This window comes from Comamonas sp. NLF-1-9, from assembly GCF_019195435.1.
Classification (GTDB): Bacteria; Pseudomonadota; Gammaproteobacteria; order Burkholderiales; family Burkholderiaceae_C; genus Comamonas_C.
Genome location: NZ_CP078069.1, coordinates 2,766,342 through 2,790,444, shown reverse-complemented (window position 1 = coordinate 2,790,444; position 24,103 = coordinate 2,766,342). Strand labels below are relative to the sequence as shown.

23 protein-coding genes are annotated in these 24,103 nt (G+C 68.3%); 16 read left to right on the top strand and 7 right to left on the bottom strand.

Features of this window, described 5'->3' with window-relative positions:
• The first annotated feature begins 52 nt into the window (after window positions 1–52).
• The 9 genes from KUD94_RS13415 (at window position 53) to KUD94_RS13375 (ending at window position 10,811) form a co-directional block, all read left to right on the top strand.
• Window positions 53–1,987: a long-chain fatty acid--CoA ligase gene (locus KUD94_RS13415; RefSeq protein WP_218237681.1), complete on the top strand. Its 1,935-nt coding sequence runs from the start codon at window positions 53–55 to the stop codon at window positions 1,985–1,987.
• A gap of 11 nt (window positions 1,988–1,998) precedes the next feature.
• Window positions 1,999–2,832, top strand: a complete 834-nt coding sequence (locus KUD94_RS13410) for an ABC transporter ATP-binding protein (protein ID WP_255569260.1) — start codon at window positions 1,999–2,001, stop codon at window positions 2,830–2,832.
• Window positions 2,833–2,847: 15 nt separating this feature from the next.
• Window positions 2,848–3,777, top strand: coding sequence for a branched-chain amino acid ABC transporter permease (locus tag KUD94_RS13405; RefSeq protein ID WP_218237680.1), 930 nt, complete (start codon window positions 2,848–2,850; stop codon window positions 3,775–3,777).
• Between the two features lie 64 nt (window positions 3,778–3,841).
• Entirely contained in the window at window positions 3,842–4,918 is a 1,077-nt protein-coding gene (locus KUD94_RS13400; protein WP_218237679.1) for a branched-chain amino acid ABC transporter permease, read from the top strand.
• A gap of 61 nt (window positions 4,919–4,979) precedes the next feature.
• The gene (locus KUD94_RS13395) at window positions 4,980–6,293 is read left to right on the top strand and encodes an ABC transporter substrate-binding protein (protein WP_218237678.1); all 1,314 of its coding nucleotides are present in this window, start codon (window positions 4,980–4,982) and stop codon (window positions 6,291–6,293) included.
• 72 nt (window positions 6,294–6,365) lie between these two features.
• The gene (locus KUD94_RS13390) at window positions 6,366–7,181 is read left to right on the top strand and encodes an ABC transporter ATP-binding protein (RefSeq protein ID WP_218237677.1); all 816 of its coding nucleotides are present in this window, start codon (window positions 6,366–6,368) and stop codon (window positions 7,179–7,181) included.
• 83 nt (window positions 7,182–7,264) lie between these two features.
• The gene (locus KUD94_RS13385; protein ID WP_218237676.1) at window positions 7,265–8,518 is read left to right on the top strand and encodes a phenylacetate--CoA ligase family protein; all 1,254 of its coding nucleotides are present in this window, start codon (window positions 7,265–7,267) and stop codon (window positions 8,516–8,518) included.
• Window positions 8,519–8,717: 199 nt separating this feature from the next.
• Window positions 8,718–9,104: a hypothetical protein gene (locus KUD94_RS13380; RefSeq protein ID WP_218237675.1), complete on the top strand. Its 387-nt coding sequence runs from the start codon at window positions 8,718–8,720 to the stop codon at window positions 9,102–9,104.
• A gap of 69 nt (window positions 9,105–9,173) precedes the next feature.
• Window positions 9,174–10,811: a methyl-accepting chemotaxis protein gene (locus tag KUD94_RS13375; RefSeq protein WP_218237674.1), complete on the top strand. Its 1,638-nt coding sequence runs from the start codon at window positions 9,174–9,176 to the stop codon at window positions 10,809–10,811.
• Window positions 10,812–10,818: 7 nt separating this feature from the next.
• On the opposite strand, the gene KUD94_RS13370 is transcribed toward KUD94_RS13375, so the two are convergent.
• Window positions 10,819–11,289 (bottom strand): universal stress protein, encoded by a 471-nt coding sequence (locus KUD94_RS13370; RefSeq protein WP_218237673.1) that lies wholly within the window; start codon window positions 11,287–11,289, stop codon window positions 10,819–10,821.
• A 79-nt stretch (window positions 11,290–11,368) separates the two neighbouring features.
• Here KUD94_RS13370 and tgt point away from each other — a divergent pair, with 79 nt between their 5' ends.
• From tgt to KUD94_RS13355, 3 genes are all read left to right on the top strand, one after another.
• Window positions 11,369–12,541 carry a tRNA guanosine(34) transglycosylase Tgt gene (tgt, locus tag KUD94_RS13365; protein WP_218237672.1) on the top strand — a complete coding sequence of 391 codons (1,173 nt, stop codon included), beginning with the start codon at window positions 11,369–11,371 and terminating at the stop codon, window positions 12,539–12,541.
• Between the two features lie 110 nt (window positions 12,542–12,651).
• Window positions 12,652–14,100, top strand: coding sequence for a diguanylate cyclase (locus tag KUD94_RS13360; RefSeq protein ID WP_218237671.1), 1,449 nt, complete (start codon window positions 12,652–12,654; stop codon window positions 14,098–14,100).
• A 39-nt stretch (window positions 14,101–14,139) separates the two neighbouring features.
• Entirely contained in the window at window positions 14,140–14,559 is a 420-nt protein-coding gene (locus tag KUD94_RS13355; protein ID WP_218237670.1) for a PAS domain S-box protein, read from the top strand.
• Between the two features lie 83 nt (window positions 14,560–14,642).
• On the opposite strand, the gene KUD94_RS13350 is transcribed toward KUD94_RS13355, so the two are convergent.
• Window positions 14,643–15,536, bottom strand: a complete 894-nt coding sequence (locus KUD94_RS13350; RefSeq protein ID WP_218237669.1) for a fumarylacetoacetate hydrolase — start codon at window positions 15,534–15,536, stop codon at window positions 14,643–14,645.
• Between the two features lie 55 nt (window positions 15,537–15,591).
• On the opposite strand from KUD94_RS13350, the gene KUD94_RS13345 reads away from it, so the two are divergent.
• Together KUD94_RS13345 and KUD94_RS13340 are read left to right on the top strand one after the other, a co-directional pair.
• Window positions 15,592–16,821 (top strand): DUF3108 domain-containing protein, encoded by a 1,230-nt coding sequence (locus KUD94_RS13345; RefSeq protein ID WP_218237668.1) that lies wholly within the window; start codon window positions 15,592–15,594, stop codon window positions 16,819–16,821.
• A gap of 93 nt (window positions 16,822–16,914) precedes the next feature.
• Window positions 16,915–17,202, top strand: a complete 288-nt coding sequence (locus tag KUD94_RS13340) for a DUF3567 domain-containing protein (protein ID WP_218237667.1) — start codon at window positions 16,915–16,917, stop codon at window positions 17,200–17,202.
• A gap of 108 nt (window positions 17,203–17,310) precedes the next feature.
• On the opposite strand, the gene KUD94_RS13335 is transcribed toward KUD94_RS13340, so the two are convergent.
• From KUD94_RS13335 to KUD94_RS13325, 3 genes are all read right to left on the bottom strand, one after another.
• Window positions 17,311–18,600: an NnrS family protein gene (locus tag KUD94_RS13335; RefSeq protein WP_255568839.1), complete on the bottom strand. Its 1,290-nt coding sequence runs from the start codon at window positions 18,598–18,600 to the stop codon at window positions 17,311–17,313.
• Between the two features lie 116 nt (window positions 18,601–18,716).
• Window positions 18,717–21,149, bottom strand: coding sequence for an adenosylcobalamin-dependent ribonucleoside-diphosphate reductase (locus KUD94_RS13330; protein ID WP_218237666.1), 2,433 nt, complete (start codon window positions 21,147–21,149; stop codon window positions 18,717–18,719).
• Between the two features lie 275 nt (window positions 21,150–21,424).
• The gene (locus tag KUD94_RS13325; RefSeq protein ID WP_218237665.1) at window positions 21,425–21,754 is read right to left on the bottom strand and encodes a DUF1840 domain-containing protein; all 330 of its coding nucleotides are present in this window, start codon (window positions 21,752–21,754) and stop codon (window positions 21,425–21,427) included.
• 134 nt (window positions 21,755–21,888) lie between these two features.
• Here KUD94_RS13325 and KUD94_RS13320 point away from each other — a divergent pair, with 134 nt between their 5' ends.
• Window positions 21,889–22,059, top strand: a complete 171-nt coding sequence (locus tag KUD94_RS13320; RefSeq protein ID WP_218237664.1) for a hypothetical protein — start codon at window positions 21,889–21,891, stop codon at window positions 22,057–22,059.
• 14 nt (window positions 22,060–22,073) lie between these two features.
• On the opposite strand, the gene KUD94_RS13315 is transcribed toward KUD94_RS13320, so the two are convergent.
• The gene (locus tag KUD94_RS13315; protein WP_218237663.1) at window positions 22,074–22,718 is read right to left on the bottom strand and encodes a DNA-3-methyladenine glycosylase I; all 645 of its coding nucleotides are present in this window, start codon (window positions 22,716–22,718) and stop codon (window positions 22,074–22,076) included.
• 32 nt (window positions 22,719–22,750) lie between these two features.
• Here KUD94_RS13315 and KUD94_RS13310 point away from each other — a divergent pair, with 32 nt between their 5' ends.
• Window positions 22,751–23,866: an aminopeptidase gene (locus KUD94_RS13310; RefSeq protein ID WP_218237662.1), complete on the top strand. Its 1,116-nt coding sequence runs from the start codon at window positions 22,751–22,753 to the stop codon at window positions 23,864–23,866.
• On the opposite strand, the gene KUD94_RS13305 is transcribed toward KUD94_RS13310, so the two are convergent.
• The gene (locus KUD94_RS13305; protein ID WP_218237661.1) at window positions 23,844–24,101 is read right to left on the bottom strand and encodes an acyl-CoA-binding protein; all 258 of its coding nucleotides are present in this window, start codon (window positions 24,099–24,101) and stop codon (window positions 23,844–23,846) included. The two genes, KUD94_RS13310 and KUD94_RS13305, sit on opposite strands and share 23 nt — an antisense overlap.
• Window positions 24,102–24,103: the final 2 nt, after the last annotated feature.

The following is a 24,103-nucleotide window of genomic DNA, read 5'->3' as shown; positions in this document are numbered from 1 at the left end:
AACCAGATCGCACCATCGGGGCCTGTACGTGTTAACCGAACCGACCACAGGCATGACGAGCACCTTCCCCCATCTGCTGCTGCAGCAAGCCAAGGAGCGCCCCGAGGCGCCGGCGCTGCGCGAGAAGGAGTACGGCATCTGGCAGAGCTGGAGCTGGGCCGAGGTCGCGCGCGACGTGCGCCACATGGCCTGCGGCCTGGCGGCGCTGGGCTTTCGCCGTGGCGAGAACCTGGCCTTCGTGAGCGGCAACCGGCCCTACTGCTACATGGGCTTCATTGCGGTGCAAAGCCTGGGCGGCGTGCCGATTCCGCTGTACCAGGATGCGGTGGCCGATGAAATGCGCTTCGTGCTGGAGGACGCCGAGGTGCGCTTCGCCTACGCCGAAGACCAGGAGCAGGTGGACAAGCTGCTGGAGATCCGCGAGAGCCTGCCCGGCCTGGAATTCATCCTCTACGAAGACCCGCGCGGCCTGCGCCACTACGACCAGCCCGGCCTCGTCAGCGTGCAGGCGCTGCTGGAAAAAGGCCGCGAATGGGACGCCGGGCACCCGGGCCAGTGGGAAGCGGGGCTGGCCCGGCTCGACGCGCAAGACACCTCCATCATTCTCTACACCTCGGGCACCACGGGGCGGCCCAAGGGCGTGTGCCTGAGCCACGCCGGCTTCGTGCTGGCCGCGCGCGGCGGGCAGGAGGTGGATGGGCTCACGCCAGCGGAGGACGTCGTCTCCTACCTGCCGCCGGCCTGGGCGGGGGACTATCTGTTTTCCGTCGCGCAGTGGATTGCGGTGGGCTTCACCATCAATTGCCCGGAGGACGAGAGCACGGTGGCGATAGACCTGCGCGAGATCGGGCCGACCTATTACTTTGCGCCGCCGCGCATCTTCGAAGGCCTGCTGACCTCGGTGTCGATCCGCATGGAGGACGCGGCGCGCATCAAGCGCTGGCTGTTCGAGCGCTGCATGCAATTGGCCAAGCGCGTGGGCGCGGACATTCTGGACGGCAAGCCGGTGGGCGCCTGGGACCGGCTCAAATACCGCGCGGCCGACCTGCTGATCTACGGGCCGCTGAAGAACGTGATGGGCTTGTCGCGCATTCGCGTGGCCTATACCGCGGGAGCGGCCATAGGGCCGGATCTGTTTCGCTTCTTTCGCTCCATCGGCGTGAACCTCAAACAACTCTACGGCTCGACCGAGACCTCGGCCTATGTCTGCATCCAGCGCGACGGCCAGGTGGAGCTGTCGGCCGTGGGCCAGCCAGCGCCGGGCGTGCAGGTGCGCATCGCGGACAACGGCGAGGTGCTGGTGAAAAGCGCGGCGCTGCTCAAGGAGTACTACAAGCGCCCCGAAGACACGGCCGAGGTGCTCGATGCCGAGGGCTGGTTTCACACCGGCGACGCCGGGCTGATCGACGCCGCCGGGCAGCTGCGCATCATCGACCGCGCCAAGGACGTGGGCAAGCTCAAGAGCGGCGCGATGTTTGCGCCCAACTACATCGAGAACAAGCTCAAGTTCTTTCCGCAGATCAAGGAGGCGGTGTGCTTTGGCCACGACCGCGACGAGGTCTGCGCCTTCGTCAACATCGACTTCGACGCCGTGGGCAACTGGGCCGAGCGCCGCGGCCTGCCCTACGCCGGCTATGTGGACCTTGCGGGCAAGCCAGAGGTGCTGGAGATGATGCGCGAATGCATGGCGCAGGTGAACGCCGACCTGGCCGCCGAAGAAGGCATGGGCGAGACCCAGGTGGCGCGCTTTCTGGTGTTGCACAAGGAGCTCGACCCGGACGACGACGAGCTCACGCGCACGCGCAAGGTGCGGCGCAATTTCGTCGCCGAAAAGTACGCGGTGCTGATCGACGCGCTGTACAGCGGCAAGAGCGAGCAGTTCATCGAGACCCGGGTCAAGTTCGAGGACGGGCGCAGCGGCACGGTGTCGGCCACGCTGAAGATTCTTGAAGCCCAGGTTCATCCCGTTGCAAGGAAGGCAGCATGAGCGAGACTGCTATGCCAACCATAGCTGCTGGCGCCCAGCCGGCGGGCGCCGCAGGCCAAAATGGCCCAAGAACCATCGGCGAGGTGATTCTGGAGGTCAAGAACATCAGCCTGCGCTTTGGCGGCGTGCGCGCGCTCACCGACATCAGTTTTGATGTGCGCGAGCACGAGATCCGCTCCATCATCGGCCCCAACGGCGCGGGCAAGAGCTCGATGCTCAACTGCATCAACGGCGTGTACACGCCCAGCGAGGGCTCGATCACCTTTCGCGGCCAGACCTTCAGCCACATGAACAGCCGCCAGGTCGCCGAGATGGGCGTGGCGCGCACCTTCCAGAACCTGGCCTTGTTCAAGGGCATGAGCGTGCTGGACAACATCATGAGCGGGCGCAACCTGAAGATCAAAAGCAACCTCTTCCTGCAGGCGCTGCGCATAGGCCCGGCCGAGCGCGAAGAGCTTGCGCACCGCGAATTCGTCGAGCACATCATCGACTTTCTGGAAATTCAGGCACACCGCAAGACGCCCGTGGGCCAACTGCCCTACGGCCTGCAAAAGCGCGTGGACCTGGGCCGGGCGCTGGCCATGGAGCCGCAGGTGCTGCTGCTCGATGAACCCATGGCCGGCATGAATGTCGAGGAAAAGCAGGACATGAGCCGCTTCATCCTGGACGTGAACGACGAGTTCGGCACCACGATCGTGCTGATCGAGCACGACATGGGCGTGGTGATGGACATCTCCGACCGCGTGGTGGTGCTGGACTACGGCAAGAAGATCGGCGACGGCGCGCCGGCCGAGGTGCAGAGCAATGAAGACGTCATCCGTGCCTATCTGGGCACGGCGGCTTGAGACGGGGGCAGGCAGATGGGATTTTTTCTCGAGACCCTGATCGGCGGCCTGATGACCGGCGTGCTGTATTCGCTGGTGGCGCTGGGCTTCGTGCTGATCTACAAGGCGTCCAGCGTGTTCAACTTCGCGCAGGGCGTGATGGTGTTGTTCGCGGCGCTGGCGATGGCGCGGTTTTCCGAATGGATACCGCAGTGGAGCGGCATCGAGAGCAAGCTGCTGGCCAACGTGCTCGCCTTCCTGGCCGCGGCGGTGCTGATGCTCATCCTGGCCTGGCTGGTCGAGCGCCTGGCGCTGCGCCATCTGGTAAGCCAGCCCGAGGCCACGCTGCTCATGGCGACGATAGGCATAGGTTTCTTCCTCGAAGGTTTTGGCCAGTCGGTGTTTGGCAGCAATGTCTACAACATCGACATCGGCATGCCCAAGGACCCGATCTTCCTCGCCCAGGGCCTGTTCGAGGGCGGCATCCTGATCGACTCGCAAGAGCTCGTGGCCGCGCTCATCGCCGCGCTGCTGGTGGCCGCGCTGGTGCTGTTCTTCCAGAAGACCTCTACAGGCCGGGCGCTGCGCGCGGTGGCCGACGACCATCAGGCGGCGCAGTCGGTGGGCATTCCGCTGGCGCGCATGTGGGTCATCGTCTGGTTCGTCGCCGGCCTCTCGGCGCTGGTCGCCGGCATGGTCTGGGGCAGCAAGCTGGGGGTGCAGTTTTCCATCTCCACGCTGGCGCTGCGCGCGCTGCCGGTGGTCATCCTGGGGGGGCTGACCTCGGTGCCCGGCGCCATCGTCGCCGGCCTGATCGTGGGCGCGGGCGAGAAGCTCTCGGAGATCTACCTCGGCCCCTTCGTCGGCGGCGGCATCGAGGTGTGGTTTGCTTACGTGCTCGCGCTGGTGGTGCTGCTGGTGCGGCCCCAGGGGCTCTTCGGAGAGAAGATCATCGACCGCGTTTGATCTCCAATTTGATAGCTTGCGGCGCTTGCTGGGCAAGGGCTAGAGGCAGAAAAGACTCATCAAAATGATTTACCGCGAAAACGGCCAATTCAAGACCAGCTACCGCTCGGACCAGCAGATCTTCCCGATCGCGCAAGACCGCTGGGCCATGCTCGCGCTGCTGCTCGTCGCCTTCGTCGTGGTGCCGCTCACGGCCAGCAGCTATCTGTTTTCGGCCATCCTGATTCCGGTGGTCATCCTGGCGCTGGCCGCCCTGGGCACCAACATCCTGATCGGCTATTGCGGGCAGATTTCGCTCGGCTCGGGCGCCTTCATGGCGGTGGGCGCGTATGGCGCCTGGAACGTGATCATGCGCGTGCCGGGCATGCCGCTGATCGGCGCGCTGCTGCTGGGCGGGGTGTTTGCCGCCATCTTCGGCGTGCTCTTTGGCCTGCCCAGCCTGCGCGTGCGCGGCCTGTACCTGGCGGTGACCACGCTGGCGGCGCAGTTCTTTGCCGACTGGATGTTCTACCGCGTCAAGTGGCTCACCATGGACAGCCCCTCGATCTCGGTGGCTGCGCCCGAGCTGTCCTTCTTCGGCATAGCGCTGGACAGCTACGCCGCCAAATACCTGTTCTGCCTCTCGCTGCTGGTGCTGCTGGCGCTGGCCTGCAAGAACCTGGTGCGCAGCGCCATCGGGCGCGAGTGGATGGCGATCCGCGACATGGACGTGGCCGCCGCCGTCATCGGCATTCGCCCCACTTACGCCAAGCTCACCGCCTTTGCCGTAAGCAGCTTCATCATCGGCGTGGCCGGCGCACTCTGGGGCTTTTTCTACCTGGGCGTGTGGGAGCCCGCGGCCTTCGGCCTGAACATGTCGCTGGAGCTCTTGTTCATGGTCATCATCGGCGGCCTGGGCTCGATCATGGGCAACTTCATCGGCGCGGCCTTCATGGTGGTGCTGCCCATTCTGATCCGCCTGGGCCTGCCGGCACTAGGTAGCGTGCTTGGCCTGCAACTGGGCACGGCCGAGGCCGCGCACCTGGAGCTGATGCTGTTTGGCGTGCTCATCGTCTGGTTTCTCATCGTCGAGCCGCACGGCCTGGCGCGCCTGTGGTCCACGGGCAAGCAAAAGCTGCGGCTGTGGCCGTTTCCGCACTGAGGGCGCGCAACGCGGACCCCGAGGTTTTTTCCCCTGGCAACTCACTACGAAGGAGACAAGCATGAAGCCCATCCACACTCTGGCGGCCGCGCTGGCGGTTGCAGCGGGCATGGCCGCGGCGCCGGCCCTGGCCCAGGAGCAATACGCTCCGATCTTTTCCTACCGCACCGGGCCTTACGCACCCAACGGCATTCCGGTGGCCAATGGCACCGTGGACTACCTCAAGCTGGTCAACGCCAAGGGCGGCATCAACGGGGTCAAGTTCAAGATCGAGGAGTGCGAGTTCGCCTACGACACCGCCAAGGGCATCGAGTGCTATGAGCGCATGAAGGGCCAGAACGGCGGCGCGGCCATCGTGCAGTCCATCTCCACCGGCGTGACCAACGCGCTGCTGAAGAAGGCGCCGGAAGACAAGATCTCGCTGATCATCGCGGGCTACGGCACGCCGGCAGCCGCGGACGGGCGGGTGTTCAAGTGGGTCTTCCCCATGATTCCGAACTACTTCGTCTCGGCCGACGTGATGATGCAGGCCGTGGGCAAGAAGGCCGGCGGCCTGGACAAGCTCAAGGGCAAGAAGATCAACTACGTCTACATGGACGCGCCCTTCGGCCATGAATTCATGCCGGTGTTCGACGCCTACGCCGCCAAGTACGGCTTCACGCTGAACAAGCTGCCGGTGACCGCGCCGGGGCTCGACCAGAAGTCCACCTGGCTGCAGGTGCGCCGCGACCAGCCCGACTACCTGCTGTACGTGGGCTACGGCGTGATGAACCCGACGGCCCTGAAAGAGGCCCAGGCCGTGGGCTACCCGCGCGAGAAGATGTACGGCTTCTGGTGGGCCGGCTCCGAGTCCGACGTCAAGGGCGTGGAAGAAGCCTCCAAGGGCTACAACGCCGCCGCCCTGCAGGCCAGCGCCAACCGCGACGCCAAGGTCATCAAGGACGTGCAGGCCACGCTCTACGCCAAGGGCGAAGGCACCGCGCAAGACCCCAAGACCGTGGGCGACGTGCTCTACGTGCGCGGCCTGATCACCGGCATGCTCACGGCCGAGACGGTGCGCATCGCGCAGGAGAAGTTCGGCAAGGGCAAGCCCATCACCGGCGAGCAGGCGCAGTGGGCGCTGGAGAACTTCGAGCTCACGCCCGAGCGCATCGAGGAACTGGGCTTCACCGGCATCATCCAGCCGCTCAAGACCAGCTGCGCCCAGCACATGGGCTCCTACGCCGCGCGCATGTCGGTGTGGGACGGCAAGGAGTGGAAGATCAACAGCGACTGGTACGAGGGCAACCGCGAGATCATCGATCCGCTGATCAAGCAGTTCGCCGAGAAGTACGCGGCCGACAACAAGATCGAACAGCGCCAGTGCGCCAACTGAGCGCACGCCACGCCGCCGGGGCCGGCCAGCGCCGCCCCGGCGCATCCACGGTCTGAACACGGACAAGACAAGATGAGCGAACAGCCCGCCAAGACGATGCTCGAAGTCAATGGCATCGAGGTCATCTACAACCACGTGATCCTGGTGCTCAAGGGCGTCTCGCTCACCGTGCCCGAGGGCGGCATCGTGGCCATCCTGGGCGGCAACGGCGCGGGCAAGACCACCACGCTGCGCGCCATCTCCAACCTGCTCAAGGGTGAGCGCGGCGAAGTCACCAAGGGCAGCATCGAATACCGCGGCGAGCGCATCGAAAACCTCACCCCGTCCGACCTCGTCAAGCGCGGCGTGGTGCAGGTGATGGAAGGGCGCCACTGCTTTGCGCACCTGACCATCGAAGAAAACCTCTACACCGGCGCCTACACGCGCACCAGCAAGGCCGAGATCGCCGCCAACCTGGAAAAGGTCTACCGCTACTTCCCGCGCCTGAAGGAGCGGCGCAAGAGCCAGGCGGCCTACACCTCGGGCGGCGAGCAGCAGATGTGCGCCATCGGCCGCGCGCTCATGAGCAACCCCACGCTGGTGCTGCTGGACGAGCCCTCCATGGGCCTGGCGCCGCAGCTCGTCGAAGAGGTCTTCAACATCGTGCGCGAGCTCAACGCCAAGGAAGGCACCACCTTCCTGCTGGCCGAGCAGAACACCAACATGGCGCTCAAGTACGCCGATTACGGCTACATCATGGAAAGCGGGCGCGTGGTGATGGACGGCTCGGCCGCAGAACTGGCCAGCAACGAGGACGTCAAGGAGTTCTACCTGGGCGTGGGCGGCGCCGAGCGCAAGAGCTTTCGCGACGTCAAGAGCTACAAGCGGCGCAAGCGCTGGCTCGCTTGATATTGTTTCAATAGCTGCTAGCGCTTGCTGGGCAAGCGTTTGCAGCCGATTTGCATAGAATTTTCCACGGAAAGACCAGCGCAATGACCGAGTTCTACGACGCCCTGGAAACCCGCTCGCCCGAAGCACGCGAAGCCGCGCACATGGCCGCCCTGCCCGCGCAGATAGCCCATGCCCAGCAGCATGCGCCGGCGTTTGCGCAGATTCTTGCGGGCGTGGACGCGCGCGCCATCACCAGCCGCGCGGCGCTGGCGCAACTTCCCGTCACGCGCAAGAGCGAGCTGCATGCGCGCCAGCAGGCGGCGCGTGCCGACGGCGGCGACGCCTTCGGCGGCTTTGCCACCGTGGGTTGGGGCGCACAGTTGCCCCACGTCTTCGCCAGCCCCGGCCCGATCTACGAGCCCGAAGGCCGCCAGCGCGACTACTGGCGCATGGCGCGCGCCCTGCACGCGGCCGGCTTTCGCGCGGGCGAACTGATCCACAACTGCTTTTCCTACCACTTCGTGCCCGCCGGCTCGATGATGGAAACCGCCGCGCACGCGCTCGGCTGCAGCGTCTTTCCCGGCGGCACCGGCCAGACCGAGCAGCAGGTGCAGGCCATGGCCGACCTCAGGCCCGCAGGCTACATCGGCACGCCGAGCTTTCTCAAGATCATTCTGGAAAAGGCCGCCGAGCTCGGCGTCAAGCTGCCCAGCCTGACCAAGGCGCTGGTCTCGGCCGAGGCCTTTCCGCCCTCGCTGCATGCGTGGCTTGCAGAACGCGGCGTGCACGGCCTGCAGTGCTATGGCACGGCGGACCTGGGCCTGATCGCCTATGAAACCAGCGCACGCGAAGGCCTGGTGCTCGACGAGGGCGTGATCGTCGAGATCGTGCGCCCCGGCACCGGCGACCCCGTGCCCGAGGGCGAGGTCGGCGAGCTCGTCGTCACCACGCTCAACCCGGTACACCCGCTGATCCGCTTTGCCACCGGCGACCTCTCCGCCGTACTGAGCGGGCCTTGCCCCACGGGGCGCACCAACACCCGCATCAAGGGCTGGATGGGGCGCGCCGACCAGACCACCAAGGTGCGCGGCATGTTCGTGCACCCCGAGCAGGTGGCCGAAGTCGCCAAGCGCTTTCCGCAGGTGCTCAAGGCGCGCCTGGTGGTGAGCGGCCAGACCGGCAACGACGCGATGACGCTGCAGGTGGAAACGCGCGAAACCGCCGCCGGCCTGGCCGAGCAGCTTGCCGCCTGCCTGCGTGAAGTCACCAAGCTGCGCGGCGAGGTGCAGATGCTCACCCCCGGGAGCCTGGCCAACGACGGCAAGGTGATCGAGGACGCGCGCGACTACCGCTAGCCTGCCCCGCCCGCGCCCGGCGATGCCGGCACGGGCTACACGTTGAAACATCCCGCGCGCGCACCCTCTCCGACAATCGCGGACGGTGCCCTGCCGACGGTTACCGGCGCTTGCACGGATAAGCCCGTGTTTGCCCTTGCTTTACCCGCCTTCAGACGGCGCCATCGTTTGGACAATCAAGGCAAGGAGACTCACGACCATGGACCTGCAATACGAGCTCAAGGCGGGCAGCTACTACCTCTACGACATGCGCGAGGCGCCGAGCAAGGTCACCGGCGAGCGCCGTTTCAAGCTCAAGACGGAGACCGTGGCGATCGCCTTCGACGCCCACACCGGCGAGGTGCACCGCCATGGCAACCCGGTGCGCATCCAGTCCTGGGCCGCGCACCAGCGCCGGCGCCTGCGCGCGGCCGGCGCGCTGCTGCAGGCCAACGACATCGTCGTCGTCTCGGGTCCGCTGCCGGTCGATGAGCTCAACAAGTGCCTGGGCATACGCGGCTATTGCCGCCGGCTGCTCAAGCGCCTGCCCACCTTGCCGCACGGCAAGCTGCAGCGCAAACCCGCGCCCAACCGCAGCGCCGCCTGAAGCGGCCCTCTCTTACGTTATTCTTACGGCCTCTGCGGCCTCGGCCGCGCCTGCCTGAAAAGAAGAGACATGGGACTGCTCGGCCGTTTTTCGATACGCACCCGGCTGTACTTCGGCACGGTGTTTTCGCTGGCGCTGCTGGTGCTGGTCGGCGCGCTGGGTTATGTGGCGCTGGACCGCACGCGCGCCACCCTGCAAGGGCTGTTTGCCAACCAGGTGCAGACCCTCACCCAGGTGGCAGACCTGCGCACCGCGCTCGGTGACCTGCGCCGCGCTGAAAAGGACATCGTCATCAACGCGAGCAACGTGCTCGAAGCCGGGAGCTTTCGCGAGCACTGGCACAAGACCCTGGAGGCAGTGCAGGCCGAACTCGCCAAGGTGCGCGCCCGGCAGGCGGGCGACGCCGAATTCACCACGCTGATTGATCGCACGCTCGGCGAACTCAAGGCCTACGCCGAAGGCATAGACCCGGTGTTCCAGCGCGTGCAGGACGCGCAGATCGACGGCGCCGCGGCCGCCGCCTACGCGGGCGAATTCAAGCAACACACCGACACCAGCGACCAGCTGTTGTCGGAACTGGCGCAGCAGGCGCGCGCCCGCATGGACGAGGCGCGCCAGGACATCGACGCGCGCAGCTCGCTGATGTCCGCCCTCATCGCCGCGCTGCTGCTGCTGGCGCTGCTGGTGCTGGTGCCGCTCACGCTGGCGAGCGTGCGCTCGATCACCGTCTCGCTCGCCCGTGCGCGCGAGCTCGCCCAGCGCATCGCCGCGGGCGACCTCACGCGCGACGTGAGCGTGCTGCACGACGACGAGGTCGGCCAGCTGGTGCAGGCCATGGGCCGCATGCAAGGCGAGCTGCGCGCCCTGGTGCGCCGGGTGCAGGAGGCCACGGGCAGCATAGATACCGCCAGCGGCGAGATCGCCATGGGCAACCAGGACTTGAGCCAGCGCACCGAACAGACCGCGGCGCGCCTGCAGGAAGCGGCTTCGCTCATGGACACGCTGGCCACGGCGCTGCAAAACAGCGCAGCATCCTCGCAGCATGCGAGCAGCTCCGCGGCCTCGGCCGCCCAGGTGGCCGAGCGCGGCGGCGAGGTGGTGGCGCGGGTGGTGAACACCATGAACGAGATCTCGCAGAGCTCGCACAAGATCGGTGACATCACCGGGGTGATCGACGGCATTGCCTTTCAGACCAATATTCTTGCGCTCAACGCTGCGGTGGAGGCGGCGCGCGCGGGCGAGCAGGGCCGCGGCTTTGCGGTCGTGGCCAGCGAGGTGCGCAGCCTGGCGCAGCGCAGCGCCGAGGCGGCGCGCGAGATCAAGGACTTGATCGGCAGCTCCAGCGCCAAGGTGGAAGACGGCGCGCGCCTCGTGGCCCAAGCGGGCGAGACCATGACCGAGCTGGTGGACAGCGTGCGCCGCGTCTCGGGCACGATCGCCGAGATCACCGCCTCGGCCAACGAGCAGCGCGACAGCATAGGCCAGGTGCACGAGTCGGTGCGCGAACTCGACCAGATGACGCAGCAAAACGCCGCGCTGGTGGAAGAGTCTGCGGCCGCGTCGCAGTCGCTGCGCGAACAGGCCGGCCAGCTCACGCTGGCGGTGCGCCAGTTCAAGCTGCAGCCGCAGGCGGGCGCTGGCGAGGCGGCCGCTAGCGAGGCGCTGCCCGCGCCGCTTGCCACGGCACGGCTGGCCGCACCGGCCTGAAGCCTTTCTACAGCGGCGCGCTCTGCGAGTCCGGCGCTTCTTCGGGCTCGGCGTGCTTGACCACCGTCACCGGCACGGTGGCGTCGCGCACCAGCGCCTGCGACACCGAACCGAGCAGCGTGCCGCGCAAACCGCCCAGGCCCCGCGCCCCGACGATGATCAGTGCGCAGCCGCTGGTCTCGGCCATGTCGGCGAGCGCTGCTGCGGGCGAGCCCAGTGCGATCTCGGTCTGCAGCGGCACACCGGCCGCAGTCACCAGGGCCACGGCCGAGGCCATCAAGTCCTGCCCCGCCTGGACGCTGGCCTGCGCGATCGCGTCGGCGTCGTGCGTCGCCAGCTCCAGCAGCGAGGCCTCCTCCTGCACATGGCCCAGCACCAGCGTGGCCTGCAGCGCGCCGTCCTGCACCAGTCTGAGTGCAAAGCGCACGGCGTCCAGCGCCCGCTCGGAGCCATCAACCGCTACCAGAATCCTCAGCATGACTGCCTCCTGTTGATCTCGTTGCTGCCCAGTGTAGGCCAGCGCGGCGGCGCGCCCGCTCTGGGACAATCGCGCCCCTATGCTGCACTTTGAACTGCTTGCCACCGACGCGCACAGCCACGCCCGGCGCGCCCGCCTGAGCCTGAACCACGGCGTGGTCGAAACCCCGATCTTCATGCCCGTGGGCACCTACGGCACGGTCAAGGGCGTGATGCCCCGAAGCCTTGCCGAGATGGGCGCGCAGATCATCCTGGGCAACACCTTTCACCTGTGGATGCGCCCGGGGCTCGATGTGCTCAAGAGCTTTGGGGGCCTGCACGCCTTCGAGCAGTGGCACAAACCCATACTGACCGATTCGGGCGGCTTCCAGGTCTGGAGCCTGGGGGCGATGCGCAGAATCACCGAAGACGGCGTGCACTTTGCCTCGCCGGTCAACGGCGACAAACTGTTTCTCTCGCCCGAAGTCAGCATGCAGATCCAGACGGCGCTGAACTCGGACATCGTGATGCAGCTCGACGAATGCACGCCCTACGAGACCGCGGGCGTGCCCACCAGTGAGGACGATGCGCGCAAGAGCATGCAGATGAGCCTGCGCTGGGCACGGCGCTCGCAAGAGGAGTTTGCGCGCCTGGCCAACCCCAATGCGCTCTTTGGCATCGTGCAGGGCGGCATGTACGAGCATCTGCGCGAGGAGTCGCTCGGCGCGCTCAGCGCGATGGACTTTCCCGGCTATGCCATCGGCGGCGTGAGCGTGGGCGAGCCCAAGGAGGACATGCTGCGCATCCTGGCGCACACCCCGCACCGCCTGCCCGCGCACAAGCCACGCTACCTCATGGGCGTGGGCACGCCCGACGACCTGGTGCAGGGCGTGGCCAGCGGCGTGGACATGTTCGACTGCGTCATGCCCACGCGCAATGCGCGCAACGGCACGCTGTTCACCCGCTTTGGCGACCTGAAGATCCGCAACGCCCGCCACCGCGAGGACCACCAGCCGATAGACCCGAGCTGCACCTGCCACGCCTGCGCCGGCGGCACCGGCGTGAGCTGGAACGACGGCGGCCGGGGCGGCTTTTCGCGGGCTTATCTGCACCACCTCGACCGCTGCGGCGAGATGCTCGGCCCCATGCTCACGAGCATCCACAACCTGCACTACTACCTGAACCTGATGCAGGAGATCAGGGACGCGCTGCAGGCCGGCAGCTTTGCCGCCTTTCGCACCCGGTTTCAGACCGAGCGCGCGCGCGGCGTCTGACCGGCGCAAACCCTCGGTCCTGGCCTCGGCCTGGCCCTGAGGCGGCGAGCAGGGCGCGGGCGGGCTTCTGTTTGCAAAATGTCGCAAAATCGCTTTTCTGACGGTTTGCGATGCCTCCCCAGCGCTTTCTTTCCCTGACGATCTCCGCGACCACGCGAGATCAGCTGGTGCTGGCGGCGGCGGTGTTCGTCGCGTGCGTGCTGGGCATAGTGAGCCGGCCCGCAGGCTACATCGCGGTAATCTGGCCGGCCAATGCCTTGCTGCTGGGCCTGCTGCTGCGCAACCGCGCGCTCGCACTGCAGCCGCTGAGCTGGCTGCTGGCCTTTGGCGCCTACTTCGCGGCGGACCTCGCCACCGGCTCGGATTTCACGGTCGCGCTCGGCATGAATCTGGCCAACCTGCTGGGCGTGGCCGCAGGCTGGCTCTACTTTCGCCGGCAAAGCGCATCCACGCTGGAGTTCAAGCGCCAGCATTCGGTGCTGCATCTGCTGGCCGGCAGCGCGGTGGCTGCGCTCGCCAGCGCCCTGCCCGGCGCACTGGCAAGCACGCGGCTGTTCAACGCCGAGCTCTGGCCGACGCTGCAGCGCTGGTTTGCCGGCGAGCTGTTTGACATGCTGCTGATCCTGCCGGTGCTCCTGCGCGCGCCGCAGGGCTGGTTCTGGCAATGGCGCTGGAAGCTGCTGCTCCAAAGGGCGCTGGCGGCGCAGCGCGCGCCGCTGGCGGCCTTGCTGGTGTCCATCGGCCTGGTGCATTTGCTGCAGGGGCCGGGCGCCGTCGGCTACCTGGTGCCGGCGCTGGTGTGGTGCGCGATGGGTTACGGCGTCTGGGGCACCGCGCTGCTCACGCTGCTGGCCTGCACCAGCGCCACCGCATTGCTGCTGGCGGGCGGCGTCGTGGGTTTTTCCCAGACGCTCATCCACGGCGCCACCTCGTTTCAGGTGGGCGTGGGGCTGATTTCGCTGGCGCCGCTCACCGTCTCGGTAGCGCATGAGCTGCGCGCCCGGGCGCTGCGCAAGCTGCGCTTTGCGCTCAACTACGACGAGCTCACCAACGCGCTGTCGCGGCGCACGCTGATGGAGCGCGGCCGGCGCCTGGTGCAGCGCATGGCGCGCGAAGGCGGCGCGGTAGCGATCCTGATGGCCGACCTGGACCATTTCAAGCGCATCAACGACAGCTACGGACACGCCCAGGGCGACCTGGTGCTGCGCCACTTCACCGCGCTGGCGCTGCGCAATCTGCGCGCGCAGGACTTGTTCGGACGCATCGGCGGAGAGGAATTTGTGTTGGTGCTGCCCGAAGCCAACGCCGAGCAGGCCCTGGCCGTGGCCGAGCGCATACGCAACCAGATGCGCGAACACCCCTTCGGCCAGCGCGACGGCATGCCGCTGTACGTGACGGTGAGCATGGGCCTGCGCGCCGCCTGGCCGGTGCGCCCGGACGACACGCTCGAGCGCCTGCTGTCCGAGGCCGATGCGGCGCTGTACCGCGCCAAGAAACGCGGGCGCGACCAGGTGCACTGTCACCCTCCGCTGCCTGCCGCGGCGGCCAGCGCGGCCTGAAGCAGGCAGGGCCATGGCGCCCTGCGCGACAATGGCCGCATGCACAGTACCGATGTCAGCACGCCCCCGTGGGAGCGCATTGCCCTGGACCTGGGCGACGCCCTCATCTTCATCGACACCGAAGGCAGGATACGCGTGTGGAACGCGATGGCCGCCGCGCTCTTTGGCTTCAGCGCAGAAGAAGCCCTGGGGCAGAGCGTGGACCTGATCATCCCCGCGCACCTGCGCGAGGCGCACTGGCGCGGCTTTCGCCACGCCATCGCCGCCGGCCACACCACCAGCCGCGAGGTGCGCACCACGCGCGGCGTGCACAAGCAGGGGCGCAAGCTTTACGTGGACATGAGCTTTGCCATCGTCTGCGACGAAGAGGGCCAGGCGCTGGGCTCGGCCGCCATCGCGCGCGACGCCACCGAGCGCTACCTGGCGCAGCTGGCCGCGCGCCAGCAGCAGGCGGGCTGAAGTACGCTGCCTGAACCGGCCTCGCGCCAGCACAGGCAAGCCCAAGGCCCTCTCGCGCCGACGGCGCAGGCTGGGGCCAGCGTTCAAGTGATCTGCAATTCAATGGCGCCGAAGGGGCCGGCCTCCGTGCCCGGCTCGCGTGCCTGCACGCGCAGCACGTCGCCTGCGCGCAGCCACGCGGTGCGCGCCTGCCCCTCGCCGCCCGCTTCGACCGCACGCTTGTCGGCGATGCTGCAATAGCCCTTGCCGGCATCCGCGTCCCGCACCGGCAGCGCGCCTGCCAGGGCGCCGCAGGCAAGCGGGCGCTCTTGCACCAGCGCGGCCAGCCAGTCGCCTAGGCCCTGGGGCATCTGCGCGGCCATGTCGCACAGCCCGAAGCTGCGCCCATTGAGCTGCACCTGCAGGCCCAGCGCAAGCCGCCCGGCACGCCAGCTCTGCGCCAGCTCGTCGGGCGTCAGCACCACCGGCGCGAAGGCGCTCGCGAGCAGGTTTTGCCCGCCCGGGGCCAGCAGGCCCAGCGCCAGCGTCAGCAAGCGCACGCCCTCGCCCGCCTGTTCGGCCGTGCAAGCGCGCGCCAGCTCGCCAGTGAGCGCGGCCCAGCCGGCAACGAAATCGAGCTCCTGCAGGCCGCGCATCGCCCAGTGCGCGCGCGGCGCCAGCAGCGGCGCGCCCGCTTCTTGGCTCCAAGCGGCGGCCGTCGGCGCGGCCCCGGCGTAGGGGTCGCAGCGCACCCAAGCGTAGGCACGGGGCAGGGGCGCGAGGCAATGCGCCGGATCGAAGGCGAAGGCATGGCGCGCGCGGCCGGCGTTCAACTGGGCGTAGAGCTCCTGGAGTTGCGGCGCGAGGAAATTCCAGTCGTCCAGCACCTGCTGCAGGCCATCGGCCATGCCACTCGCATAATGGGCCTGAGCGAGGTCGCGCGAGACCACGACCAATTGCCCGTCGCGTGAGCCATCGCGCAGCGTTGCCAGTTTCATCGTCTTCCTCTTTGCGACGGCCCCGGTCGGCACCGGGCGCCATCCACGTGCATCCATGAACGAATCCCGCATCCTAGCGCCCCCCCGAGCACGCCGCGGCATCTGGCTGCTGGGCGCGCTGGTGCTGGCGCTGCACCTGCTGGCGCTGGCCTTGCTGTCGCTGCCGGGCGCGGGGCGCGCGCGAGCGCCCGAGCGTGCGCTGCACACGCGCGTGCTCGCCCCCCCGCCGGCACCGCCCAGGAGCGCCCCGGCGGCGCAGCCCGTGCGCGAGCCACCGCGCGCCAAGCCTGCGCCCCCCGCGCGCGCCGCGCCGGCGCGCAAGCGCGTCTCGAGCACGCCCCGGGCCGCCGCCCCAACGCCAGCGCCCGCCGCCGACACCAGCGTGCCGGACGAGGCCGCCGACGACGCAGCCTACGAGACCTGGCTTGCCGAACTGGCTGCGGCGCGCGGCAGCACGCTGGCCAGTGCCGAGCCCTCAAGGCCAGCGCAGGCCGACGCCGCCAGCGAGCCACCGGCGCAAGCAGACGAACCTGCGCGCCCGGCCGACGCGCACCCGGCACCCGATTCCGCGTCCGCGGCCGAGGCTGCCGCCTCTGCCTCGGCCGCGCCCGAACCGGCGCCGGCTGCCGACGCCACGCCCGCGCTCAGCTTCGCGCCATCGACGCGGCTTCGCTTTGATGTCTCTGGCCACGTCAAGGGCTTTGACTACCGCGCCCGCGGTGAATTGCTCTGGCGCACCGACGGCCAGCACTACCGCCTGCGCCAGCAGATCAGCGCCCTGTTCCTGGGCTCGCGCGCGCAGCAAAGCGAAGGCTTGGTAGGCGCGCGCGGCCTGCAGCCGCAGCGCTTCGTCGATGAAGCGCGCAAGGAGCGCAGCGTGGAGCTGGACTTTGCCGCCGGCGTGGCGCACTTCAGCGATGGCGCGAGCCCCGAGGCGCCGATCACCGCGAAAGCGCAGGACAGGATGAGCGTGTTCCTGCAACTCGGCGCGATGATCGCCGCCGCGCCCGCCGACTACCCGCCGGGAAGCGAGCTGGCCTTTGAGACCGTGGGCCCGCGGCGCGTGGACCGCTGGGTGTTTCGCGTGATTGGCCCCGAGCTGCTGTCGCTGCCCGCAGGCGAGACGCCGGCGCTCAAGCTGCAGCGCCTGCCCCAGCCCGGCGACGACCAGGTCGACGAGCTGTGGCTGGGCAGTGCGCTGCACTATCTGCCGGTGCGCATACGCCTGGCGCAAGGCGGCGGCGACCATGTCGATCTGCAGCTTCTGGGCCACGAATCCCCGTGAGCAGGCCGCCCGCGCCCATCCGTGGAATACTGTCGCGGTATTGAAGCGCCGCAAAGCGCCGCCATTTGAGCTGCAGCGACAGGAGGAACTGCCATGCACATGCTCTACGACTCGGAATCCTTTGTGGTAGTGCACATGCTGCCGCTGCCCGACGCCGCCGTGGGCGAGGCGCCGGCAGTGCCCGAACGCCAGCTGCTGCGCCACGGCTTCGAGATCGTGGACAAGCGCTCGGGCAAGGAGGTCTATCTCGACGGCGCCTGGGCCGAGCTGTTTCAGCAGCAGATCATGGCCTGGCAGCGCAGCACACCGACGCAAGACGAGGTAGAAAGCACGCTGGACGCCTACGCCGGTCTGGCGCAAAACCCCGTGCTGCTGCACTGAGCAGACGGGGCGCGCCAGCCCGTTACTGGCGCAAGGCTTGGAATTTTTGAGTGTTTCAGGGCTCTGGCGCGCGCCAGCTCTGCGCTGAGAGCTATCTTTCAGGTAGCATCATCCCGGGTTGCCGTCGATGCGCACGCGGCCCCACCAGCCCAGCAGCCTGAGCCCCCAGATGGCCATGATCGCAAGCCAGAACACGGCAGCGATGGCCAGCAGCGCGGCGCTTGCGGCCATCGGCAGCGCCGCGACCACGCGCACCACCACCGTGAGCTGCAGCAGCAGGAACAGGCCCCAGACCAGGCTGCCGGCCACCAGCGGGCGCCCGCTGTGCCCGGCCGCCACGCGCGAGACCATGGCCAGGATCAGCGAGCCCAGACACCCCATGGTGAAGGCATGCAGCGCTGCAAGCGGCCACATCGGGGCGCCGGCGCTGGCGCTCCACCAGTCGGCCGTGCCCGCGATCAGATTGGACAGACCGAGCCAGAGAAAGCCGATGTGCAGCATGCCCAGCAGCGGAACCTGCAGCGCCGGCACCAGGCCCCAGCGCACCGCTAGCCAGATCAGCACCAGGCCTATGGCCCACTCAAAGGCGCCGCGCAGCCACAGGCCGGCGCCAGCCAGGCCCTCGGGCCAGGGCAGCATGCCCAGCCAGACGAACACCGCCTGCGCGCCCACCGCCACGGCCAGCAGCGCCATCACCCAAGTCGGGCGCCAGGCCTCGACGCCAGGAATCTTGCCGTGGGTGAAAAAGGGAATCATGCGGTGCGCCACCGTCATGAAAACCACGCCGATGAAGCCCCAGATTCCCGTCAGCGCCCAGGCGCGCGCGAGGTCGTCGCGGCCGGCCAGCATGCTCAAGCCCAGGGCCGCCACGCTGATGCAGCCGACGACGAAGGCCGCGCGCACCATCTTGCCGTGCAACTGGTTGGGCGCGCGGCTGGCACGCACCAGGCCGGCGTAGAGCAGCGACATCCACACCAGCCCCACCCAAGCGAGCGCCAGGCCGGCCAGCGCAAGCGGGCGGCTCCACAGCCCGCCCAGCAGCCAGACCAGCCAGCCCGCGCATTGCAGATACAGCGGCCACTGGATCTGCGCGACCGACAGCGGCGCGACGTCGAGCCACTTGGGCCCGGCGGTGAACAGGAAACCAGCGAAGAACAGCGGCATGAAACCAAAGCCCATGGACGCCGCATGCGTGAGGAATTCGGGCATCGCGCCGGGCAGGCCGAGCACGCCGCTGCTGCGCTCGAGCTGCACCAGTGCCCACCACAGACTGGCCGCGAGCAGCACCACCACCGCCAGCGAAAACCCGAGCCGGTGCGGCGCCAGCAAGGTGTAGCGCAGGCGCCAGTGCGGATCCAGATCGAGGCCGGAGCCGGTCTGGTGAATGGCGTCACCCATGGCAAGCCTCCCGCGGCGGCGCCGCCCGATAGCAGGTATTCATGTCAAACCCGTGGCAAGAGCAATGCCCGACCATAGCGCAGCGCGAGCGCCCCCACGCCGATCAGGGGCGCCGCTCAGCCGCAGCTGCCCAGCGCGCCGCACTGGGTGCAGTAGTCGCAGCCGTCCTTGCGTATCACCGCGTGCGCGCCGCATTCCCAGCACTTCTTGCCGGCCATGGCGGGCGGCAGGCCGCGCGGGGCTTCGGGCTCTTCCAGCGGCAACTCCTGCTGTTGGGGCGCATCGGCGCGGCGCGCGAGGATGCTCTGGATGGCATAGGCCAGGGCCGCAACCTCCGAGTCGTGCCACAGCGGCACCAGCGTGCCATCGGCCTTGGCATAGTGGCCCAGGCGCACCGGGCCGCGGTCCCAGGCGACCTTGCGCATGTCCGACAGCGCCCGCTCCAGGAAACCGCCGCGCGCGGCCAGCGACAAAAGGCGCATGCTGGAGGTGATCCACTGCTGCGACTCGTTGCTCTGGCCCACGGGCATGAAGAACTCGATGGCGCGATCCACCAGCCCGCCATGGCCGTCCTTGACCGGCAGGAAGGAGACGATGAGGTAGAGCGTCTTGTGCCCTTCCTGGGTCCAGTACTCCACCTTCTCGGCCACCGCGGGCAGGCCGCCCTTGGGGCGGCTCTCGATCACGGTGCGCATCGGATCGACCGGCGCCTGCGGCTCGGGGGCGGCGGCCGGCGCCGGCGCCTTTTCCTGCACCGGCACTTCCAGCACCGCGCCGAGGATGCTGTTGGGCCGGTAGGTCGCCAGGCCCTTGAGGCGCGAATGCCAGGCCTGCAGGTACAAGTCCTTGAAATCGTCGTAGGGGTAGTCGGCCGGGATGTTGACCGTCTTGGAGATCGCGGTGTCGATGTAGGGCTGCACCGCTTCCATCATGGCCACGTGGTCCGAAGCCGACATCTGCAGTGCGTTGACGAAGTAGTCGGGCAGCTGTTGCACGTCGCCGCCCAGCGTGCGGTACAGGCGCCAGGCGTAGTCTTCGACGACGTATTCGCTCATGCTGCCGTCGCCCTCGCGCTTCTTGCGCGTATAAGTCCAGGAAAACGGCGGCTCTATGCCGTTGGATGCGTTGTCGGCAAAGGCCAGGCTCACCGTGCCCGTGGGCGCGATCGACAACAAGTGGCTGTTGCGGATGCCGTGCTCGCGGATCTGCGCCTGGATGTCCTCGGGCAGGCGGCTGGCAAAGCTGCCGGCGCGCAGGTAGCCGTCGGCGTCGAACTTGGGGAAGGCGCCCTTTTCGCGCGCCAGCGCTATGGAGGCGCGGTAGGCGCTGTCGCGCAGGCATTGGGCGATGCGCACCGCCATGTCGCGCCCCTCCTGGCGGTCGTAGCGCAGCCCGAGCATCGCCAGCGTGTTGCCCATGCCGGTAAAGCCCACGCCAATGCGCCGCTTGGCCGCGGCCTCGGCCCGCTGCTGCTCCAGCGGCCAGTAGGTCACGTCCAGCACGTTGTCCAGCGCCCGCACCTGCGTGGCCACGACCTCGGCAAAACGCGCGAAATCGAACGCCGCCTCGCCCGAAAAGCCGAATGGATGGCGCACGAAGCGCGTGAGGATGATGGGCCCGAGGTCGCAGCAGCCGTAGGACGGCAGCGGCTGCTCGCCGCAAGGATTCGTAGCGTTGATGCGCTCGGTATAGCCCAGGTTGTTGTCGGTGTTGATGTGGTCCAGAAACAGGATGCCCGGCTCGGCGAAGTCGTAGGCCGACTGCATGATGGTGTCCCAGAGCGCGCGCGCGCGCACCGTCTTGTAGACCCACAAGCCGTCGGCGCGCTGGCGCCCGCCCTGGCGCAGCACCTCGGCGCCGGGCCTGGCCTTGTGCACGAGGTCCCAGTCGCCGTCCTGCTCCACCGCCTGCATGAAGGCGTCGGGCACGCCGACCGAAACGTTGAAGTTGTTCCAGCGCCCGGGCGTGCGCTTGGCGGTGATGAAGTCGAGCACGTCCGGATGGTCGATGCGCAGCACGCCCATCTGCGCGCCCCGGCGTGCGCCCGCGCTCTCCACGGTGGAGCAAGACTGGTCGAAGACGTTGATGTAGCTGCACGGCCCCGAAGCCATGGAGTGCGTGCCCTTGACCTCGGCGCCGCGCGGGCGGATGCGCGAAAAATCGTAGCCCACGCCGCCGCCCCGGCGCATGGTCTCGGCGGCTTCGCGCAGCGCCTCGTAGATGCCCGGGAAACCCTCGTCGTCCACGCCCTGGATGCAGTCGCCCACCGGCTGGACGAAGCAGTTGATCAGCGTCGCCTGGATCTCGGTGCCGGCGGCGCTCATGATGCGACCCGCGCCGATCGCGCCAGCCTGCAGGTTCTCGCGAAAGCGCGCCTCCCAGTGGGCGCGCTGCTCGGGCGCCTCCACCGAGGCCAGCGCCCGCGCCACGCGCGCATAAAGCTCGTGCACCGTCTGCTCGCCATTCTTGAAATATTTTTCCTGCAAGACGTCCAGGCTGATGGGCTGCACGTCCAGGCTGGGGGCGAGATCGGTGGGTTCACGTTGCATGGCGAGGGGGCTCCACAAAAGGCAGACCGGGTGCGTCAAACTGCCGTCAGGACCTGCGCCAGCCGCCGGGTGCGACACCCCGCAGGCGGGCGCGGCGCACCCGGACAGGCGTCCTGCACACCCGGCAAGACAGAAACTGATTGGGCCGCGCGGCAGCGCGCGGCAAGGGGTGATTTTGACACCGGACGGGGCTGGCAACTGTTGCCAAACCCTTCACGGGCGAAGGCCACACGCCGGCGTGCGCCCCCTTGCCTGCGGACCGGCGAAGGCGCCCCCTACCAGACGACTTCGCGGCCCTGGGCGGCGCTGGTCTGCAGCATCTCGATGAAAGGCGCGACGCGCTGGCGCAGCCAGACGCGCTCGCTGGGCTCCTGCGCTTCCTGCGTCGGGTCGGCGCCGGCTTCGGCGGCGTCAGGGGCTGTCTTGCCGCTTTCTTCGTCCTGCACGGCCTTTTGCAGCGCCGCGATGGCCGCGGGAATCTGCTCGGCGGTGATGATGCCCTGGGGCGCGTCGGGCGATTTGCCGATGATCTCCAGCACCCGCCGGCCCACGGGCTCGAGCATGATGAGGTCGGAGGTGGCGCGCGACTTGAATTTGTACAACATGGCAGTGACCGGGAAAAAGCCCCAGCTTAGCCGCTGCGCCCGCAGTCGCCAAATCGGGCCGCCGCGCCGGGGGCCGGGCCCGGCCTTGCCATAATAGAGGGTTCTTTTTCCAATTACCGCGAGAGCACCTCACCATGGGCAAGAAAATCGTCACCGAAGCCGACCGCAAGCGCACGCCGCCTCCCACCCCCATGCCCGGCATGCCGCTGGTGCGCAATGGCGGCGGACAGCGCCGCAGCCTGGAGCGCGGCATCCACACCCACTACAAGAAAAACCCGGGCAAGCGCACCCACGCGGGCGGCTGAAGAGGCGCGCCCGCTCAGGGCCGCACGAAGGCCGCGCGCGCTGCGGCCACCCGGGCATGCACCGCGCAGCCCGGCAGGTGGTCGTTGACCAGCCCCATGGCCTGCATGAAGGCGTACATCGTGGTCGGACCGACGAAGCTGAAGCCGCGCTTTTTCAGATCGCACGAGAGCGCGTGCGAGGCGGGCGAGCTTGTCGTGGCGCGCAGGGCTGCGGCGCTGGGCTGCGCCGGCCGGCCTTCTTCGGCCAGCGCCGCATAGGACCAGACATAGTGCGCGAAACTGCCGAATTCGCGCTGCAGCACCAGCAATTGGCGCGCGTTGTGGATCGCCGATTCGATCTTGCCGCGGTGGCGCACGATGGCCGCGTTGGCCAGCAGCTGGCGCACCTCGGCCGCGCCGAAACGCGCGAGCACCGGCGCTTCGAAATTGGCCATGGCCGCGCGAAACGCCGCGCGCTTGTTCAAGATGGTGAGCCAGCTCAGCCCCGCCTGAAAGCCTTCGAGGCAGAGCTTTTCAAACAGCCGCCGCTCGTCGGCCACGGGGTAGCCCCATTCCTCGTCGTGGTAGTGCCGATAGGCCGGCGTGGCCGCGCACCAGGCGCAGCGCTGCAGCCCATCGGGCCCTTGCGCCAGCCCGGTGTCGTCTTGCGTTTGCTCCATGGCGCGATTGTGCGCGACAGGCGGGTAGCGCCATGAGCCGGCGGCTGCAGCGCCTGGCGCTTGCCGTGCTGGCCTGCGCGATGCTTGCCGGCTGCGCCAGCGCCGGCTACTACTGGCAGTCGCTGCGCGGGCACTGGGCCTTGCTGCACGCGGCGCGCCCGCTCAGCGACTGGGTGGCCGAAGCGCAGACGCCGCCGCCGCTGCGCGAGCGCCTGGCGCTTGCGCTGCGGGTGCGCCGCTTTGCCAGCAGCGCGCTGGCGCTGCCTGACAACGCCAGCTACACGCGCTACGCACAGCTCAAGCGCAGCGCAGCGGTGTGGAACGTGGTCGCGGCGCCGCCTTATTCGCTGAGCCTGCACACCTGGTGCTTTGCTATCGTCGGCTGCGTGGGCTACCGCGGCTATTTCGACGAAGCCGATGCGCGCGCCGAGGCCGCACGCCTGGCCGCGAGCGGGCTGGAGACCAGCGTCTACGGCGTGCCGGCCTATTCCACGCTGGGCTACAGCAACTGGCTGGGCGGCGACCCGCTGCTGTCCACTTGGGCGAACTGGCCCGAGGGCGATTTCGTGCGCCTGATGCTGCACGAGCTCGCGCACCAGCAGGTCTATGCCGCAGGCGATACCGCGTTCAACGAATCCTATGCCACCGCGGTCGGGCGGCTGGGCACGCAGTTGTGGCTTGCCGAGCATGCCGACGCCGCCGCACGCGCGGCCTGGGAAGTGGCCGAGCAGCGCCGCTCCCAATGGCGCGAACTCACCCGAACGACGCGCGAGCGCCTGGCAGAAATTTACAAGCAAAAAACGGCTTCAGCGCAGGCAAGTCAAGCGCTGCAAGCTATGAAAAAAGAAGTTTTCACCGACTTTGCCGCCGACTACGCGCGCCTGCGTGCGCAGTGGCAGGCCCAGGGCAGCAGCGACGCCCAGCTGGCCGCGCTGGACCGCTGGGTGCGCGAGGCCAACAACGCGAGCTTCGCCGCGCAAGGCGCCTACGACGACCTCGTGCCCGCCTTCATCGCGCTGTTCGAAGAGCAGGGGCGCGACTGGCCGCGCTTTCACGCCGCCGTCGCCGAACTGGCTGCGCTGACGCAGAGCGAGCGCCACGCGCGCCTGCAGGCGCTGATGCCGCTCAGTCGCGCAGCGACGCAATGAGGTCGATGTACTGCTGCTTGGCCGCATCGGCCGCGGTGCCCTTGAGCTTGGACCAGGCGTCCCATTTGGCGCGCGCCACCAGGTCGGTCAGGCTGGGTTTCTTCTCGGCGTTGTCGCCCACGGTAGCCTGTTTGTAGAGGGCGTAGATCTTCAGCAGCGTGGCGTTGTCGGGGCGCTCGCTGAGCATCTTGGAATTGGCCACGGCGGCCTCGAAAAGGGCGTTGAGATCGGACATGC